This is a genomic window from Demequina lutea (assembly GCF_013409005.1).
Taxonomy (GTDB): Bacteria; Actinomycetota; Actinomycetes; order Actinomycetales; family Demequinaceae; genus Demequina; species Demequina lutea.
Map to the genome: position 1 here is coordinate 1,826,159 of NZ_JACBZO010000001.1, position 15,149 is coordinate 1,841,307.

19 protein-coding genes are annotated in these 15,149 nt (G+C 66.7%); 8 read left to right on the top strand and 11 right to left on the bottom strand.

Annotated elements, in window-relative coordinates:
• Positions 1-27: 27 nt before the first annotated feature.
• Genes BKA03_RS08850 through BKA03_RS08860 form a run of 3 tightly spaced genes read right to left on the bottom strand, consistent with a single transcriptional unit; the run spans position 28 to position 1,789 of the window.
• The gene (locus BKA03_RS08850) at positions 28-270 is read right to left on the bottom strand and encodes a thioredoxin family protein (protein ID WP_179398025.1); all 243 of its coding nucleotides are present in this window, start codon (positions 268-270) and stop codon (positions 28-30) included.
• A 26-nt stretch (positions 271-296) separates the two neighbouring features.
• Positions 297-1,355 (bottom strand): permease, encoded by a 1,059-nt coding sequence (locus BKA03_RS08855; RefSeq protein ID WP_179398026.1) that lies wholly within the window; start codon positions 1,353-1,355, stop codon positions 297-299.
• Positions 1,352-1,789 carry an ArsR/SmtB family transcription factor gene (locus tag BKA03_RS08860; RefSeq protein ID WP_308477971.1) on the bottom strand — a complete coding sequence of 146 codons (438 nt, stop codon included), beginning with the start codon at positions 1,787-1,789 and terminating at the stop codon, positions 1,352-1,354. The genes BKA03_RS08855 and BKA03_RS08860 overlap by 4 nt, the downstream gene beginning before the upstream one ends.
• A 64-nt stretch (positions 1,790-1,853) precedes the next feature.
• Between BKA03_RS08860 and BKA03_RS08865 the strand changes: the two genes are divergently transcribed.
• The 4 genes from BKA03_RS08865 (at position 1,854) to BKA03_RS08880 (ending at position 4,347) form a co-directional block, all read left to right on the top strand.
• Positions 1,854-2,156 (top strand): PadR family transcriptional regulator, encoded by a 303-nt coding sequence (locus BKA03_RS08865; protein ID WP_179398027.1) that lies wholly within the window; start codon positions 1,854-1,856, stop codon positions 2,154-2,156.
• Positions 2,153-2,695 (top strand): DUF2812 domain-containing protein, encoded by a 543-nt coding sequence (locus BKA03_RS08870; RefSeq protein ID WP_179398028.1) that lies wholly within the window; start codon positions 2,153-2,155, stop codon positions 2,693-2,695. Before BKA03_RS08865 ends, BKA03_RS08870 begins: the two co-directional genes overlap by 4 nt.
• A 94-nt stretch (positions 2,696-2,789) precedes the next feature.
• Positions 2,790-3,260 (top strand): arsenate reductase ArsC, encoded by a 471-nt coding sequence (locus tag BKA03_RS08875; RefSeq protein ID WP_179398029.1) that lies wholly within the window; start codon positions 2,790-2,792, stop codon positions 3,258-3,260.
• Between the two features lie 40 nt (positions 3,261-3,300).
• Complete coding sequence (locus BKA03_RS08880; RefSeq protein WP_179398030.1) at positions 3,301-4,347, top strand: phosphotransferase family protein; 1,047 nt, start codon at positions 3,301-3,303, stop codon at positions 4,345-4,347.
• A gap of 25 nt (positions 4,348-4,372) precedes the next feature.
• Here BKA03_RS08880 and BKA03_RS08885 read toward each other — a convergent pair whose 3' ends face one another.
• The gene (locus BKA03_RS08885; RefSeq protein WP_179398031.1) at positions 4,373-4,606 is read right to left on the bottom strand and encodes a hypothetical protein; all 234 of its coding nucleotides are present in this window, start codon (positions 4,604-4,606) and stop codon (positions 4,373-4,375) included.
• Positions 4,607-4,688: 82 nt separating this feature from the next.
• On the opposite strand from BKA03_RS08885, the gene BKA03_RS08890 reads away from it, so the two are divergent.
• From BKA03_RS08890 to BKA03_RS08900, 3 genes are all read left to right on the top strand, one after another.
• Entirely contained in the window at positions 4,689-5,033 is a 345-nt protein-coding gene (locus tag BKA03_RS08890; RefSeq protein ID WP_179398032.1) for an ArsR/SmtB family transcription factor, read from the top strand.
• Positions 5,030-5,932 (top strand): cation diffusion facilitator family transporter, encoded by a 903-nt coding sequence (locus BKA03_RS08895; protein ID WP_179398033.1) that lies wholly within the window; start codon positions 5,030-5,032, stop codon positions 5,930-5,932. The genes BKA03_RS08890 and BKA03_RS08895 overlap by 4 nt, the downstream gene beginning before the upstream one ends.
• Before the next feature lie 79 nt (positions 5,933-6,011).
• On the top strand, positions 6,012-6,623 hold the full coding sequence (locus tag BKA03_RS08900) for a sugar O-acetyltransferase (RefSeq protein ID WP_179398034.1): 612 nt from the start codon (positions 6,012-6,014) through the stop codon (positions 6,621-6,623).
• 19 nt (positions 6,624-6,642) lie between these two features.
• Here the strand turns inward: BKA03_RS08900 and BKA03_RS08905 are convergent, their stop codons facing one another.
• From BKA03_RS08905 to BKA03_RS08925, 5 genes are all read right to left on the bottom strand, one after another.
• A complete protein-coding gene (locus BKA03_RS08905; protein WP_179398035.1) occupies positions 6,643-7,218 on the bottom strand; it encodes a DUF5317 domain-containing protein in 576 nt (191 codons plus the stop codon).
• A gap of 2 nt (positions 7,219-7,220) precedes the next feature.
• Complete coding sequence (locus tag BKA03_RS08910) at positions 7,221-9,212, bottom strand: putative bifunctional diguanylate cyclase/phosphodiesterase (protein ID WP_179398036.1); 1,992 nt, start codon at positions 9,210-9,212, stop codon at positions 7,221-7,223.
• Positions 9,213-9,852: 640 nt separating this feature from the next.
• Positions 9,853-10,347, bottom strand: coding sequence for a MarR family winged helix-turn-helix transcriptional regulator (locus tag BKA03_RS08915; protein ID WP_179398037.1), 495 nt, complete (start codon positions 10,345-10,347; stop codon positions 9,853-9,855).
• The gene (locus BKA03_RS08920) at positions 10,344-12,107 is read right to left on the bottom strand and encodes an MFS transporter (RefSeq protein ID WP_179398038.1); all 1,764 of its coding nucleotides are present in this window, start codon (positions 12,105-12,107) and stop codon (positions 10,344-10,346) included. The genes BKA03_RS08915 and BKA03_RS08920 overlap by 4 nt, the downstream gene beginning before the upstream one ends.
• Before the next feature lie 115 nt (positions 12,108-12,222).
• Positions 12,223-12,534 carry a Dabb family protein gene (locus tag BKA03_RS08925; RefSeq protein WP_218856017.1) on the bottom strand — a complete coding sequence of 104 codons (312 nt, stop codon included), beginning with the start codon at positions 12,532-12,534 and terminating at the stop codon, positions 12,223-12,225.
• Positions 12,535-12,650: 116 nt separating this feature from the next.
• Here BKA03_RS08925 and BKA03_RS08930 point away from each other — a divergent pair, with 116 nt between their 5' ends.
• Positions 12,651-13,649: a restriction endonuclease gene (locus BKA03_RS08930; protein WP_179398039.1), complete on the top strand. Its 999-nt coding sequence runs from the start codon at positions 12,651-12,653 to the stop codon at positions 13,647-13,649.
• An 81-nt stretch (positions 13,650-13,730) separates the two neighbouring features.
• Here the strand turns inward: BKA03_RS08930 and BKA03_RS08935 are convergent, their stop codons facing one another.
• Positions 13,731-14,108 (bottom strand): hypothetical protein, encoded by a 378-nt coding sequence (locus BKA03_RS08935; protein WP_179398040.1) that lies wholly within the window; start codon positions 14,106-14,108, stop codon positions 13,731-13,733.
• Between the two features lie 306 nt (positions 14,109-14,414).
• Entirely contained in the window at positions 14,415-15,098 is a 684-nt protein-coding gene (locus BKA03_RS08940) for an AMIN-like domain-containing (lipo)protein (RefSeq protein WP_179398041.1), read from the bottom strand.
• Positions 15,099-15,149 lie beyond the last annotated feature (51 nt).

Consider the following 15,149-nt stretch of genomic DNA (forward strand, 5'->3'; position numbering starts at 1 on the left):
GGCGCCTCGCGCCCGCACCAGGCCACCTTAGCGAGCAGAAGCAATCAGCTGAGCAACCTCCGCCGCATCGGGCACTCGTCCGCTCACGAGGACCCTCTCGTCGACCACGAGGCCGGGCGTCGACATAATTCCGTACGCCGCGATGTCGGCGTAGTCGGTGACCTTCTCGACCGTGGCATCGACGATGCCGCTGGCCGCGAGGGCCTCCTTGACGTTCGCCTCGAGGCGCACGCAGTTTGCACAGCCGGATCCAAGAACCTTGATGATCATTTCGTTCTCCCTATGTGAGGATGGCGTTAAGTGAGGATGGCGTTGAAGAGATAGCCGACCGCGATGATGCCCACGGAAACGACGGCCGTGTACGCCCCCAGCAGCGGGACCTTGAGCACGCGCTTGAGCAGGATCATTTCGGGCAGGGACAGCGCGACGACGCTCATCATGAAGGCGAGCAGCGTGCCCATAGGCACGCCCTTGTCCGCGAGCGCCTGGACGAGCGGCAGTGCACCTGCGGCGTTCGAGTAGAGCGGCACGCCGAGCACCACCGCGACAAGCACCCCGAAGGGGTTGTGAGGACCCGCGTGAGCCGCGAAGAAGTTCGAAGGCACCCAGCCGTGGATGATCCCGCCCAAGGCGACGCCGACGAGCAAGTAGGGCCACACCTTGCCCAAGATCTCGCGCACTTCCTGCAGGCCGATGCGCACGCGCAATTGCGGCGACATTCGCGACTCCACACCCGCGCCCGCATTCGCCGCGGCGAGCAGGTTCTGTTTGAGCACGAAGGGTTCGACCCAACGCTCGACGCCCATCCGGCCAAGCACCCAGCCGGCAACAATCGCGATCGTGAGGCCCGCCCCGATGTACATGAGCGCAATGTTCCAACCGAACGTGGTCCACAACAGGCCCACCGCGATCTCGTTGACCAACGGCGACGCGATGAGGAAGCTCAGGGTCACGCCGATGGGTACGCCCGCGCCCACAAAGCCGATGAACGCCGGCACCGCGGAGCAGGAACAGAATGGGGTGGCCACACCTAGGCCGGCCGCCATGACGTTGCCGACGCCCTCGCGCTTGCCGCCAAGCAGGGCACGCGTGCGCTCGATCGTGATGAACGTGCGAAGCACCCCCACCACGAAGATGATGCCGGTGAGTAGCAGCGCGATCTTGGTGGTGTCGTACAGGAAGAAGTGAAGCGCGCTGACGGAGCGGGCGTCGGGATTGAGGCCGATGCGGTCGTACAGGAGCCAGTCCCACATGCGCTCGTTGAGTGCGTATGCCCCCGCCCAGGCGCCCACGGCGGCCGCAGAGACGACGCCGATGCCGCTCTTGGTCTCGGGAAGGCGCTCGACGATGGTCATGGCAGGTCTCGCATCGTACCTGGCAGAGCGGTGGGAAGCGCCATCGCTAGCCGTGCAGCCGCGTCGTCCGCGATCGTGTAGTCGATCCACTTGCCGCGCCGTGCGGACGTGACGAGGCCCACCTCGCGGAGAACCTTGAGGTGGTAGCTCAGGACGTTGGGGGCCACGTCTGCGACGGGTTCGATCTCGCAGGCGCAGCGCGTGCCGGCAGACGCAAGGGTCGCGAGGATGCGCCAGCGAGTGGGCTCGGTGGCGGCAGCGAGGAGATCCACGGCAGTGGATTCGCTTTCGGGTGCCCAGCGGGGCATTGTCAGTTCGATCACCATCGAAGTGTACGTCCATTTGCGAGCGACGAGAACGGGACCAAGGTCATCGCGCGCGGCGGACCGATGCAAGTGAATATCCGCCTGCCGCATCGTGCCTCGCTGAATCACGCCACGTTCCATCACTCCGCGCTACATTACTCCGCGCTATATCGCGCCGTGATATAGTTCCCGCATGGCGGATCTCAAGGAAGAACTCAGCGAGACGATGTACTGCATCCTGCTGTCGCTGCGCGAGGAACGACACGGCTACGGCATCATCCAGCACGTCGCCGACTTCACCGCGGGATACGTCCAGATCGGTGCGGGCACCATCTACACGAGTCTCAAGAAGCTCGAGCACGCCGGATGGATCGATCGCACGCGGACCGAGGAACGCAGGCACTACTACGTGCTCACCGAACGCGGCACGAGGGCGCTTGCCGAACAGACTCGCCGCATCGAACGCCTCTACGCGTATGGAAGGGGCATCGCATGACCCGCCGCACCGCATGGTTCGCCGCCTTCGTTCACCCCACGCCCGCCAGGCTCGAAGACTGGCTCGAGCTACAGGCCTCAAGAGGCTGGGAGCCACGCGAGCTCGACGACATGAGCGCCATTCGCATGCATCTTCAGCAGGCCAAGCCTGCCAAGGTCCGCTACGTCGTCGACCCGCAGCAGAAGATCGACGGAAACTACCGTGCCACCTATGAAGACGCAGGCTGGAAGTACGTGGGTGAGCTCTCGAGTCTTCAGGTGTGGCGCCGCCGCTACACGGGCGCTCGCCCCGAAGCCTTCACCGATCGACCCAGCCGCCGCGCTCGGGACGTCCGGATGGCATGGGCGACCGGAACCCTCGGCACCCTCGCCCTGCTCGGAGCGCTCACGCGAGTGATCCTGGGGGTGGCCGCCATCGGGAAGTCGGCCGAGGACTGGCCTCTCGAAGCAGGCATCCTTGCCCTCATCGGCATACCACTCGTGGCGGTGACCGTGGCCTTGGTTCGCCGGCGCGCCCCGTCGGCTGCCGACGGCGACTAGGGTGGCGATATTCGACCAGCCGCCCAGCGCCCCAAAGGCTCTCCGATCCCGGCATCGCGCGTCTTGCCGACTCACTCACCCCCGGACAGGAACCATGACAGACGACACCTCCCAGGCACCCATTCCGAGCGCCGATGACCACCGTCCTGCGGCGCTCTTTCTGTGCGTCAAGAACGGCGGCAAGTCCCAAATGGCGCTCGGCTGGTTCAAGGAACTCGCGCGCGAACGCGCGATCGCATGGTCGGGAGGCTCCGAGCCCGGCGAGTCGCTCAGCGCGACAGCGGTCGAGGCGATGAGCGAAAGGGGCATCGACATCACGGGCGAGTACCCCAAGCCGTGGACGGACGAGCGCATCAGGGCGGCCGACGTTGTCATCACGATGGGCTGCGGCGACGCGTGCCCCTACTACCCCGGCCGACGCTACGAGGACTGGTCCTTCGACGTTCCCGCGGGGCTCGAGGGCCTCGAGGCGACGCGCCACGTGCGCGATCAGATCGAGGCCAAGGTGCGCGTGCTGCTCGGGGAGATGGGCGTCGAGTTCGACGAGTCGGGTACGGGTCGTTAGCGGGGTCCACACGAGCGGTGTGGGGGCGTAGCCTCGTGTCATGGCGAGCGACGACGCGATGATGTTGCCCACACAAAGACCCCTGACCCGCCCCGAGTTGGATCGGATCCTCGCACCGCTCGGGAAGGTCACGAGTCACCGCATTCTGTCTGGGGGGACATTCAGCGCCGTCCAGTCAGCGGACCTCGCGGACGGCACCACCGTCGTCATGAAGACCTCGGTGCCGGAAGCCGCGCCGCCGGAACGCACGAGGCTCCTCACCTACGAGCACGACATGCTCGGCGCAGAGCGAGACATGTTGACGCTGCTCGCGAGCCTGGAGGGCGTGCCAAGCCCGCGTCTCATCCTCAGCGACTTCACACGCGAGGTTGCGGACGTGGACGTGGTCGTCATGGAACACGTGAAAGGCACGCGTTGGGACACGGTCTCAGACCGCATGACCGGCGAGGCGAATGCGCACGCCTGGGAACAGGTCGGGTCCATCATGGCCGCCATGCAGGCCATCGAGGGCGAGGTGTTTGGCTATCCCGCGCACGACTTCGCCCTGGGCGCACGGTCTTGGCCCACGTTCTTAGCGATGCTCATCGATGCCACCATCGCCGATGCCGAGCTATGGGGCGTCGATATCGAGCCCGACCGCATGATCGACGCCCTTGCCGCGAGCGCTGACGCGCTAGTAGCGGTCACGAGACCCACGCTCGTGCACAACGACCTCTGGCCAGGCAACGTCCTGTTGGATCCCGCGACGGGGCGGGTTCACGGCGTGCTCGACTTCGAGCGAGCCCTCTTTGGCGACCCTCTTCAGGACTTCTGCGGGGCACAGTCGATGAACACGGGACGGGTTGAGGAGCCGCTTCTCAGGGGCTATGCGCGCGCTGGCGGCTCCGTCCCCCGCGACAAGGAAGCCTCCACCCCCACCGGCTTCGACGAGCTGGCCGACGCGCGTCTCGCCCTGTACCGCCTGTGGAGCAACACCGTCCAGCTCATCGAGATCGTGCCAAGAGGCTTTCGCGGCGACTGGGTGACGGGCCACCGCGCCACCATCAATGCGAACCGCGCCACGCTGTTCGACCAGATGGGCGTGTAGCCGCGCACAAGATCGGCGCTGGGCGCTACGGAGTGTGCAGTTCGTCGTCTCCCTTGGCGCGTTGTCCCTCGGCGCTGTCCGCCTGGGGGTCGTCGGCGCCAGCCTTCACCGCGGCTCCCACCTCGGAATTCGTACCGCTCCCCTTCCGCCGCGACTCGACGATCTGCCACACGACATAGCCGACCGCCACCAGCACGGCGAAAACGAGAAATAGCCCGGAAGGCGTGAGGTCGACGGTACCGATCAGGGGCAGGCGCATGCCTTGAGTATCGCAGTCCCGCGACGGGACGCACCGTCGTCCTGTAATATATGAACACTTGTTCAGATATTCAGGGATGGCCATGACCGAACCGCACCTCCACTCTCCCTTGCCACGCGGCATTGACGCCGAGGCAGCCGCTCGCCTCGCCGCCCCCTTTGCACTCCTGTCCGACCCCTCGCGCCTACGCATCGTCTACGCGCTCGTCGAGGCCGGCCCCATGTGCGTCTCCGACATCGCCGCCACCGCAGGCACGGGCGAGTCGGCCACGAGCCACCAGTTGGCCAAACTCCGCGCCGCAGGGGTCGTGCGGTCCGAGCGACGCGGCCGCGAGATCTGGTACCAGCTGGCCGACGCCCACATTCGCCTCCTCCTCGACGTCGCAGCCGAGCACTACCTGGGCGAGAACGCGGCCGAGACCCGATGAGCGGCACCCACTCGCACGGCGGAACCGCCGCGTCTGCCGGAGGCAAGCACCGGCGCGCGCTCGCATGGGTCCTGGCGCTCGTGGTCGCATTCGTCGGCGTGGAAGTCGCGGCGGGCCTCCTGACGCGGTCGCTCACGCTGCTCGCCGATGCGGGGCACATGGCGACGGACGCCCTCGGGGTGGGAATGGCTCTCACCGCCGTCACCGCTGCCCGCAGGGCCGCCCGCAACCCCAAGCAGACGTTCGGCCACTACCGCTGGGAGGTGCTCGCCGCACTCGCCAACGCCACCTTGCTGCTCGGCGTCGCCGCCTTCGTGGCCGTCGAGGCCATCGGTCGGTTGCGCCACCCGGTCGAGGTGGACGCCGGACCGATGCTCGCGGTCGCCGTTGTGGGACTCGCGGTCAACCTCGTGAGCTTCCGGCTGCTGCACGCGGGCTCGAAGGAAAGCCTCAACGTGCGCGGCGCCTATCTGGAGGTCATGGCGGACGCGATCGGCTCGGTGGGCGTGATCGTGTCGGCAATCGTGATCCTCACCACCGGCTGGCCATACACCGACGCGGTGGTGGCCCTCGTGCTCGCCGCGTTCATCGTGCCGCGGGCCCTCCGCCTCGCGGGCGAGGCGCTGCGCATCGTGGTGCAGTCCGCTCCCCCGTCGATCGATGTTGACGCCCTCACCCGCGCCCTGGGCGAGCTGCCTTCCGTGACCGACGTGCACGACGTTCACGTCTGGACCCTCACGTCGGGCATGGACGTGGCGAGCGTGCACCTGGTGAGCGAGGCGGCCCGCACTGCGGACGTGGTGCGTGCGGCCCAGACGGTGTTGCGCGAGCACGGTTTGTCGCATGCAACGGTCCAGGTCGAGGACGGCGCAGGGGGCGCGTGCGGCTCCGAGTGGTAGCCCCGGGGACCCTCGCGGGTTCCGCCGCCGTCCAGCATCGGCGAAGATGGAGTCCGAGACCGCGAAGAGAGGCCAACCCATGACTGACGCCATTTGGCGCGCGCGCAAGAACGAGCGCCCGCAACTGGACCCGAGCCGCACCGAGTTGGAGAAGCTACGCGCCGACGACTGGTTCCGGTACCGTGCGGGCCCCGAACTTCCGGAACTCCAAAGCGGGACACTCGCCGTGTGCCGCGAGGTCAACGCCCGCTATGCGGAGGACCCGACGGCGATGACGGCGGCCTTCGCGGGCGCGATCGAGTCATGCGGCGATGGCCTGGACATCCGGCCACCCATCCTGATCGAGTACGGCGAGCGTGTGTCGATCGGCTCGAACGTGTTCATCAACAACGACTTCATGGTGCTGGGCTCCGGGCGCGTAACTATCGGTGACGGCGTGCTGATCGGACCCGGCGCGCGGCTCTACACGCCCAATCACCCGGTGGACGTCGAACTACGGCGCGAGGGCTGGGAGATCGGGCTGCCCATCACGATCGAGGACGACGCGTGGCTGGGCGGTTCCGTGGTGATCTGCCCCGGCGTCACGATCGGCGCCAGGTCGGTCGTGGGCGCGGGCTCCGTGGTGACCAAGGACGTGCCTCCAGACGTAGTCGTCGGGGGCAACCCCGCCCGAATCCTCCGAAAGATCTAGAAGCGCCGGCGCGGGCGTTCTAGTTGTCGGGCGCCGACACCGGCTCCGACACCGGCTCCGACACCGACGCCGATGGCGGGGCGCCGAACCTGCGCGACCCCACCCAGGCGGCCACAAAGACTCCGACCACAATCAGCACATCGCCGACGCTGAAGGTGTTCGCGAGAGGCAGCGGCGTGGGCCATGCGAAGGCGTCGCCAAGCCACGGCAGGACAGGGTGATCAAGGACGGCGGAGTTGGCAAACGCGATATCGCCGTCGAGGCCGGCGGCTTTCACCGCCGACGCACTCGCCGGAAGGGTCCCGCCGTTGAGAGCGATGACAACGCCATTAGTGATGGCGCCCGCGGCCACGATCAATACCCCCCCGACTCGCCTATTCAGCCACAGGAACGCGAACGCCACCGCGTAGGTCAACACGTGGACGGTCGCCGCGAGAGCGTGCGGCATTGCGACCTCGACAGCCACCACTTGAAAGGCGAGGGCAGCCCAAATCAGTACCGGCAGGCGCCACTTGTGGAGCAGAAGCCCTGCGGGCCACCGCCCGGCAAGAAGCGGCGAGATGATGCCCACCGTGCACAACACCACGACCAACATGACTACTCGCTCGCCGCCTTGGCACGTGCGCCCGCGCGGTGCTCGTCGGCCAGCCTGGCGCCGATCTGCTCCGGGGGGCCAGGGCGTCCCAGGTGATACCCCTGGCCGAGGACGCCTCCGAGTTCGCGAAGCGCGGCGGTAGTCGGGCCATCCTCGATTCCCTCGGCGACAACGCGCAAACCGAGCGCGAGTGCAAGACCAATCGTGGACTTCACGATGATCAGGTCATGGTCGTCGATGCGAATATTGCTGACAAACGACCTGTCGATCTTGAGCTCGTCGATCTCAAGGCGCTTCAAGTAGCTGAGCGACGCATTGCCTGTGCCGTAGTCGTCGATCGAGATCTCGACGCCAAGCCCGCGGAGGGTCTTGATGACCGCGTCCGCGCGAATGGGGTCAGACAGGATGGCGGTTTCCGTGACCTCAAGGACGAGCGAACTCAGCGGGACGTTGTGGCGCGCAGCGATATCCGCCACCTGGTCGGGCAGACCCAAATCAGACAGGTGCCGTGCGGACAGGTTGACGGCCATGCGCACCTCGTAGCCCTGCGCGCGCCAGATCGCGAGTTGGCCGAGCGCGGTGTCAAGCACAAAGTCGGTGAGGGGAAAGATGAGGCCGGAGTTTTCGGCGAGCGGGATGAACTCATCGGGCACCACAAGTCCGCGCACGGGGTGACGCCACCGCACAAGCGCTTCGACGCCTACCGTGCGGCCGTTCTTCAGGTCGACTTGGGGCTGGTAGACAACGTGTAGCTGGCGCGCATCGAGCGCGGCCCGCAGTTCCGACAACAAGCGCAAGCGCTCCACGGTATTCACGTCGAATTTCGGGGAGTACATGCTGATCCGATCACGCTCGAGCTTGGCGTGATAAAGCGCGATGTCGACGTTCTTCATGAGCGTCTCGCCGTCGGTGCCGTGCACGGGCGCGACGGCGACTCCCACACTCGCCCTCACGACGAGCTCGAGGTTCTCGACGGGAATCGCGGTGTCGAGGGACGCGAGTAAGTCGCGGGCCACCAGCCTCGAGTCCGACAATCCTCCGTGAACAACGACGGCGAACTCGTCTCCACCGAGGCGGTGCACGGACGCATCTTTGGGGGCCGCGGCCACGAGCCTCTCCCCCACCTGGCGCAGGATAGTGTCGCCCACTGGATGTCCCAGCGTGTCGTTGATGTCTTTGAAGTGGTCAAGGTCGAGCATTACGAGGCCGGGGCCGCCCGCGACCGAGTCCTTCGCTTCCTCGAGCGCGCGGCCGAGGTCGTAGTAAAGCTTGCCGCGATTGCCGAGGCCCGTGAGCGCGTCGTGAGTCGCGGCGTGAGCGTGGCGGGCGGCCGCTGCGGCGAAGAGGTGAGCGGCGATCACCGGTGCGGCGAGGAGGGTGAGCGCGCCGATGCCCTGGGCAGCGATGATCGCCGCGATGCCGCCGACGCTGAGCAGGACCGCGATCGTCGCGAGGTACTCCCTAGCGTCATGCCACAGGGACACCCAGAGTGGTTGTGACGTGACAAGCGAAACCACGCCAGAGACGAGGCCCCAGTTCAGGCCGACCATGGCGATACCGGCCACCAGTAACGCACCGAGGTGTCCCGCGCCCACGGGCGTAGGCGTTTCAAAAAAGCCGACTCCCGCCAAACCAGAATAGACAAGTCGTCCGACGATGAGGCTAACCGCGTACTGCGAAGTATTGAAGAGCGACTTCAAAGGGCTCCTCCGCTGGCGTATGTCGTCGCCGATGCTGGCAATGACTTGAACCGCCACCGCCGCTCCGATGCCCGCGACAGCGATGAGCGCGAGTACAAACGGCGCGGAGGTCGAGAGCGTGCGCGTCTCTGCGCCCGCACGCAAAAGTCGAATGGGCCGCATTTCGCCCACAATGGCCGCTATCGCGAGGAACACGATTGCCCACGTCGCGCCAGGGACAAACGTCGAAGACCACGGGGCTGAAATAAGGATGAAGACGATGCACGACACGCCGAGCGCAGACACGGCCGTCACATACGCAAGGAAACGCGAACGCGGCGTCAGGAGTCGCCTCCCGACGCCGCCTTCACGCGGCTGTGGGATCAGTTCCACTTAAGCCCAGCGCCGACGATCGCGGCAACCGCGATGATGGTGCCCGCGCTCGCAACTACGCGAACAGCGGTGCTCTTCTGGAATGCGTTCCACTTCTGCATAATCTCTCCTCGTGCTGAGGGGCGAAGCCGGCGGACCAAACGCTACCCTGGCGCAACGAGGACGTCAGGACATCCGGTGCTTCGGAGCCCGACCGCTGCCCCTGGTTTTGTAGGCCTCCGATTGGCGACCTAAGTTCATATTGGCCTATCTACGCTCCCAATGCTGGGAATGAACCACACTACCCCCGGTGTGTCGCTCAAAGTTTTTTTTGCGCGGTTTCCAACATTTGGACAGATGGGGGAATCGCGCCAGTTATTAGGCACTTTGCTACTGCCCCCTGCCCTGGGGGCACCATTTAGGGTGTCTGGTGCCACTTTCTGAGCATTCGTCCAGGCTCCTCCTTGGTCCATGGTCGGCACGACGGCCATGGGTCGCGGCGAGCATGCGTCAGGCCGATGCCGATGGCGGATTCCGTTCGAGCTCAGGGGAATCCCCGTCACCTAGCGCATCGTGCGTAACCTCACTCGTCGCGCGTGGGCGCCACCCAACGATCCGCGAGCTCAATGAGGACGGGGAGAGCGTCGGCGAGTGTGCGCCGCGCCTCGGGCGCAAGCGCCGCGAGGTCGTCAGCGAGCATGCTGTCGGTCTCGCTGCGAAGGCGCGCGAGCATCGCGGAACCCTCGGCCGTGAGGCTCAGGAGGCACGCCCGGCCGTCGTCGGGATCGACCCCGCGGTTTACCCATGCCTCGGACTCGAGAGACTCCACCAAACGGGACGTGCTCGCGGGGGTGATGCCGAGCGACGCCGCGAGGACGGAGGGCCGCAGGACGCCCGCCCGCTCGAGCGCGATGAGAGCGCTCAGCCGCGTCGGCGTGACACCTTGGCTCGCGGCGGGTACCCGCAATTGGTGCGAGAGTCGCCCCACGACGGTCCGGAGCGATCCGGCGAGCTCGGCCGCGGAGGCGACCCCGGCGTCCGCCGCCCCACCTTCCGCAACTGCAGCGTCGTGCGTCATGCCCTTGCCCCTTCATCGTCCGACTCGGCGTGGACGTACCGGGTCCCCCGCATAGCGGACGCGACGGCGGCCAGCAAGCATGCCGCGATGGCGAACGCGAAGGCCACTCCCAACCCGTGGTGGAACGGCCCGGAGATGAGATCAGGGAAGAACGCCTTGCCGGTGAGGAACTGGGCGTTGGCGGCGGGCAGATGCCCGAGGACGCTTGGGCCAACCAGGGTCGCGATGGGGTTGTAGCCAAGGAGCGACGAGAACAGCACGCCGACGGGGGGAAGCGACGCGACCTGGGCCGCGGCGGCGGCGGGGACTCCCTGGGCGATGAGCCCGCTCGACAGGGTGCCTGGCAGCGACGTCGAGAGCCCGACGATCATGAGCGAGAAGAAGATGCCGATGGACAGCACCATCGCCGAGTTCTGGAAGGTGGCGCTCATTCCCGCTCCCGCGCCCCGCTGATGTGGCGGCAGGCTGTTCATGATTCCGGCCCAGTTGGGGGCGGCGAACAGGCCCATTCCGAGCCCGTTGACCAGCAGCGCGGCCCCGAATTGCCAATACACAAAGTCGACAGGGAGTGCGAGGAGCCACACGAAGCTCGCGGCGGCGACCACCATGCCAACGGTGGCGAAGGCCCGTGCCCCGAAGCGGTCGGAGAGCCACCCCGAGAGCGGTCCCGCGACCAGGAACCCGACCGTCAGCGGAAGCATGTAGATGCCCGCCCACAGGGGCGTCGACTCGAAGGAGAAGCCGTGGAGCGGCAGCCAGATGCCCTGGAGCCAGATGATCAGGATGAACATCAGCCCGCCACGCCCGAGCGAACTCAGCAGACTCGCGACGTTGCCCGCGGTGAAGGCGCGAATCCGGAATAGGTCGAGGTGAAACATCGGATCTTCGACCTTGGTTTCGACGATGGTGAAGGCGACGAGCACGGCGGCGCCACCCACGAGCGCGGCGACGACGCTGGGGTTGGTCCAGCCCATGGTGTGGGTCCCGTAGGGCTGAATTCCGTAGGTGATGCCGACGAGCACCGCGATGAGCCCGACGGCGAAGGTCGCGTTGCCCCACCAGTCCATCCGCGCGTGCCGCCGCTTGCCGATGTCGTGGAGGCGCAGATAGGCCCAGACGGTTCCGAAGAGGCCGACGGGCACGGAAACGAGGAACACGAGGTGCCACTCGATGGGCGCGAGGAGGCCGCCTATGACGAGACCGAGGAACGAACCGGCGATGGCCGCCACCTGGTTGAGACCGAGCGCGAGGCCGCGTTGGTTGACGGGGAACGCATCGGTGATGATGGCGCCGGAGTTCGCCATGAGCATCGCCCCACCGACACCCTGCAGCACCCGCATCAGGATCATCCATACGACGGCGGTGGTCCCGTGCATCCACGTGATCGAGAGCGCGATCGAAAAGAACGTGAAGATGGCGAACCCCGCGTTGTACATCTTGACTCTGCCGTACATGTCCCCGAGCCGCCCAAGGCCCACGACGAGCACCGCCGTGACCACCGTGTAGCCCATGATCAGCCAGAGCAGCAGCCCGGTGTTGGACGGCGTGAGGGGGTTGATGCCCACTCCCCTGAAGATGTCGGGCAGGGCGATGAGCAGGATCGACACGTTGATGGTCGCCATGAGCGTGCCGATGGTCGTGTTCGACAGCACGATCCACTTGTAGTGAGGACGCGCGGTGTCCCTGGCGGCTCGATTGGCGCGGGCTTGGGTGCGCGCGGAGGCGGGCTCGGGCGTGCGTGTGGGGGCTGGGGCAGACATGGGGTCCTTTCGGGCAGCCAAAGCCTGGGACAAGGCTGGCCTTGGCCTGGCCAAGGCCTAGCGACAACTACTTAACGTATGTTAACTGGTTTTCGCGCGACGTTCGGCCGCCCCGCTACGCGCTCAGGTCGAAGACCACCACGCGTTCGGCCCACTTCCCGATCAGCGCGGCCACCGGCAGGTGCGTCGGGTGATCCAGGTAGCCGTCGCGCGCGGCCTTGCTCTCGAAGGTCACCACCAGGGCCCACTCGAACCCGGACTCGAGCCCCTCCGTGCTGACGCTCGCACCCTCGACCACGCTCACGATGCCAGGGATCTCGGCTTGGAAGCGCCCGATGATCGCCTTGATCTCGGCGAAGGCTTCGCTGGGCGCATCGGCGCGCCATTGGGTCATGACGACGTGGACGATGCTGCCGGGAGTGTTCATGTCTCGATACTCACACATTCGGCTCCACGGGCGCGCCCTCGCACCGCTGGACGACAACCAGCAACGCGGTGCGGCAGTCCCCCGCCACGCCCGATGGTTGCGATAAGTTCTGGAGCATGGACGAGTACTCGATCGGAAGCCCTCGAGACGCGGCGGCTCGAAGGTTGGGCCAAGATGCCGCCCGGTCGTTCATTCGCAACCCCGTCGAGGGCTACACGATGGAGGCGTTCGTCGTCGGAGACGTGACGGGCGAAATCGTGCGCCTCACCCGGACGTGGGAGCAAGTACAGCAGGGCGAGATCAAGATCTGGCGTCGGCGCCATTTCCCGGGTCCCATCGCACTGGCCTTGATCGGCATCGTGACCGCCATCGCCTCCACCCCACGCCAAGGCGGCGGCTCGTCGACCGGCCCATTGATTGGCCTCCTCGGTCTGGCCGCCGGAGTCGTCTGGCTGATCGTCAACGCCTTTCGAGCAGGCGCAATGCTGTCTCGCGCGCAGCAAGCCCGAGAGGTCGAGACCGGACGGCTCCTGCAGGTTGCGAGAACTGCCGCAACTGCCACGGACCTCGAACCTGGGCCCGTTGACCCGGACGATGCCAGAGCCCCGGTGGTTGATGCGGCCGTCGTGGGAGCCGCCGCCGTTGAGGAAGAACCGGCACCCCGGCGAACCGTTGAGGAGGAAGAAGCCGCTCGCGAGAACGCACGTGAGCAGCGTCGCGCGGTGGGTTCTCCCCCGCCGCCTGGCCAGCCATTCGGGGTATCGCAGGGGGGCGCCGAGTACCTAGTAGCGACCTGGATGCGGCATCTCGGGGAGTCCGACGCGGGAACGTCGCACGAGGCCGGGGTCGGACTCGTCGCCGCGGCAAGTGCGCGGTGCGTCGCCCAGGTCAAGAACGACGCGGCGCCCGTCGGTGTCGAGGACGTGCAAGGGCTCGTGGCCGCCGCCGTTGACGGGCGTCGTCCGCTGTTCTTCACCGCCGGCACCTACGCGGAGGACGCCGAGGCCCTCGCGGACCAAGCACACGTGGCCCTCTTCATCTACGACGCCGTTGCGGGCACGCTTGACGGCGCGAACGGGCTTGGAAGAACGGCCATGCTGGACGGCCTCGGGTAGGTCGGCAAGACACCGCCCCAGACTCGCTCCGCGTCGCCGACGCGGTGGATGGCAAGTGCCGAGCAGCAGATGGAGGTCGGGCTACCGCAGGGCGAGGTAGTTGGCCAACGATCGCTTGACGGCCACCTTGGGGCGAGTCTCGCCTCCAGCGGTGAGAGTCTCCCCTTCTTTCAGTACGGTCGGGTGCCCAGACGCCGGACTCGGGCTATCTGTGCCCAAACGGAACCCGGCAGTCACCAACGCGGGAATGCCGATGCCAAGTTGCGCCACTTCAATGAAGTTGCGCTCCGAAATGCCGTAGACCAGCGGCACCAAGGCGCCGCAGGTGACCACGACGAGCGACGTGACAACCTCCCTCGCGCCCACGTGCTCCCAGCTCTTCACCATGCGGACAACCTCGAACAGCAGAGCACCCAGGGCACCCGCCAATACCGTCGCCAAACCACCCGTGATCATCATGTCGGTTCTCCTTCGCGCAAGCGCACCGAAGCAGCGTGCCCCGTGATGGAGAAGTTACCGCGCGGACATCGAGGCCGCAAGGGTTTCGCGTGGGGCCGATCCGTGCCGGCCCGCCGTTCCCTTTTGCGGCGGTATGTCCCTTTCTGGCGTTCTCGAATGGGACTCGAGCGTCTTCAACAGGCTCGGTGGCGCGCCCTGAGTACATGAGTGCTCCATCGGCGGCGGAAACGAGCGCTCATGTACTCACAGGGCGCAGGCAGGGGGCGTGGCCGCATCTCTGGCGGATGCCGCCCCACCAGACGCTCCCTATGGGTGGTAGATATCGATCACGATACGGGTGGGATTCTCGAGGAGAAACACGCGGAAGGGCTGCTTCGAGGACAGACCGATGTAGACCTCCGCCTGACCCTCGAAGACCGCGCCGTAGACGACCTCCTTGACGACGCCCGCCGATGCGGGACTGAAGCGCTGCGGGCCGACGTACGTCTTGGCCCCGACCTCGGTCGGGTAGGTCACGCCCTTGACGGTCGTCTGCAGGCACGCCGTACCTGCAAGATCGACGACGGAGCCGGAACCCTCCGCCCTGGGAACGTCGACGTACTGGCTGACCCACCCTGGCTGGCCCGTCCCTTCGAGGTCGAGCACGACGCGGTCGTAGCCGTCGTGAACCCCAAAACGCAGGTTGACGGGGCTGAGGAACGCACCCGCGCTGGCCGCCGAGGTGTCGGGCGCTGTGTCCGCAGGGAAGGGGGGCGCGTTGGCCGGTTCGTCCGCTGGCAGGGGGGCCGCGGTGGAAGGGCTGTCGGGAGCGGCCGACGGCGTCGCGGTCTGCGTCGTCGCGGAGGGCGAGGAAACCGTCGGCGTGGACGTGACGACGGGGGTTGCCGTGGCGGTGGCACTCGGCTTTGGATTGACCCCGGTGCACCCGGCCGTGAACATGGCGCTGACCGCCGCCACCGCGAGAACTCGGGCCAGTTGAGATCGGCGCATCGTATCGCTCCAGTGCTAGTGACCAGGCATGTCTGCGCTGACATGGGCGTA

Excerpts from the sequence above, each read along its gene's own strand:
- BKA03_RS08885 (WP_179398031.1), bottom strand. The coding sequence starts at position 4,606 with ATGCGCCTGCCCCTGATCGGTACCGTCGACCTCACGCCTTCCGGGCTA.
- BKA03_RS08925 (WP_218856017.1), bottom strand. The coding sequence starts at position 12,534 with ATGAACACTCCCGGCAGCATCGTCCACGTCGTCATGACCCAATGGCGC.
- BKA03_RS08930 (WP_179398039.1), top strand. The coding sequence starts at position 12,651 with ATGGACGAGTACTCGATCGGAAGCCCTCGAGACGCGGCGGCTCGAAGG.
- BKA03_RS08900 (WP_179398034.1), top strand. The coding sequence starts at position 6,012 with ATGACTGACGCCATTTGGCGCGCGCGCAAGAACGAGCGCCCGCAACTG.
- BKA03_RS08875 (WP_179398029.1), top strand. The coding sequence starts at position 2,790 with ATGACAGACGACACCTCCCAGGCACCCATTCCGAGCGCCGATGACCAC.
- BKA03_RS08915 (WP_179398037.1), bottom strand. The coding sequence starts at position 10,347 with ATGACGCACGACGCTGCAGTTGCGGAAGGTGGGGCGGCGGACGCCGGG.
- BKA03_RS08890 (WP_179398032.1), top strand. The coding sequence starts at position 4,689 with ATGACCGAACCGCACCTCCACTCTCCCTTGCCACGCGGCATTGACGCC.
- BKA03_RS08905 (WP_179398035.1), bottom strand. The coding sequence starts at position 7,218 with ATGTTGGTCGTGGTGTTGTGCACGGTGGGCATCATCTCGCCGCTTCTT.
- BKA03_RS08855 (WP_179398026.1), bottom strand. The coding sequence starts at position 1,355 with ATGACCATCGTCGAGCGCCTTCCCGAGACCAAGAGCGGCATCGGCGTC.
- BKA03_RS08935 (WP_179398040.1), bottom strand. The coding sequence starts at position 14,108 with ATGATGATCACGGGTGGTTTGGCGACGGTATTGGCGGGTGCCCTGGGT.
- BKA03_RS08865 (WP_179398027.1), top strand. The coding sequence starts at position 1,854 with ATGGCGGATCTCAAGGAAGAACTCAGCGAGACGATGTACTGCATCCTG.
- BKA03_RS08940 (WP_179398041.1), bottom strand. The coding sequence starts at position 15,098 with ATGCGCCGATCTCAACTGGCCCGAGTTCTCGCGGTGGCGGCGGTCAGC.
- BKA03_RS08850 (WP_179398025.1), bottom strand. The coding sequence starts at position 270 with ATGATCATCAAGGTTCTTGGATCCGGCTGTGCAAACTGCGTGCGCCTC.
- BKA03_RS08870 (WP_179398028.1), top strand. The coding sequence starts at position 2,153 with ATGACCCGCCGCACCGCATGGTTCGCCGCCTTCGTTCACCCCACGCCC.
- BKA03_RS08895 (WP_179398033.1), top strand. The coding sequence starts at position 5,030 with ATGAGCGGCACCCACTCGCACGGCGGAACCGCCGCGTCTGCCGGAGGC.
- BKA03_RS08880 (WP_179398030.1), top strand. The coding sequence starts at position 3,301 with ATGGCGAGCGACGACGCGATGATGTTGCCCACACAAAGACCCCTGACC.
- BKA03_RS08920 (WP_179398038.1), bottom strand. The coding sequence starts at position 12,107 with ATGTCTGCCCCAGCCCCCACACGCACGCCCGAGCCCGCCTCCGCGCGC.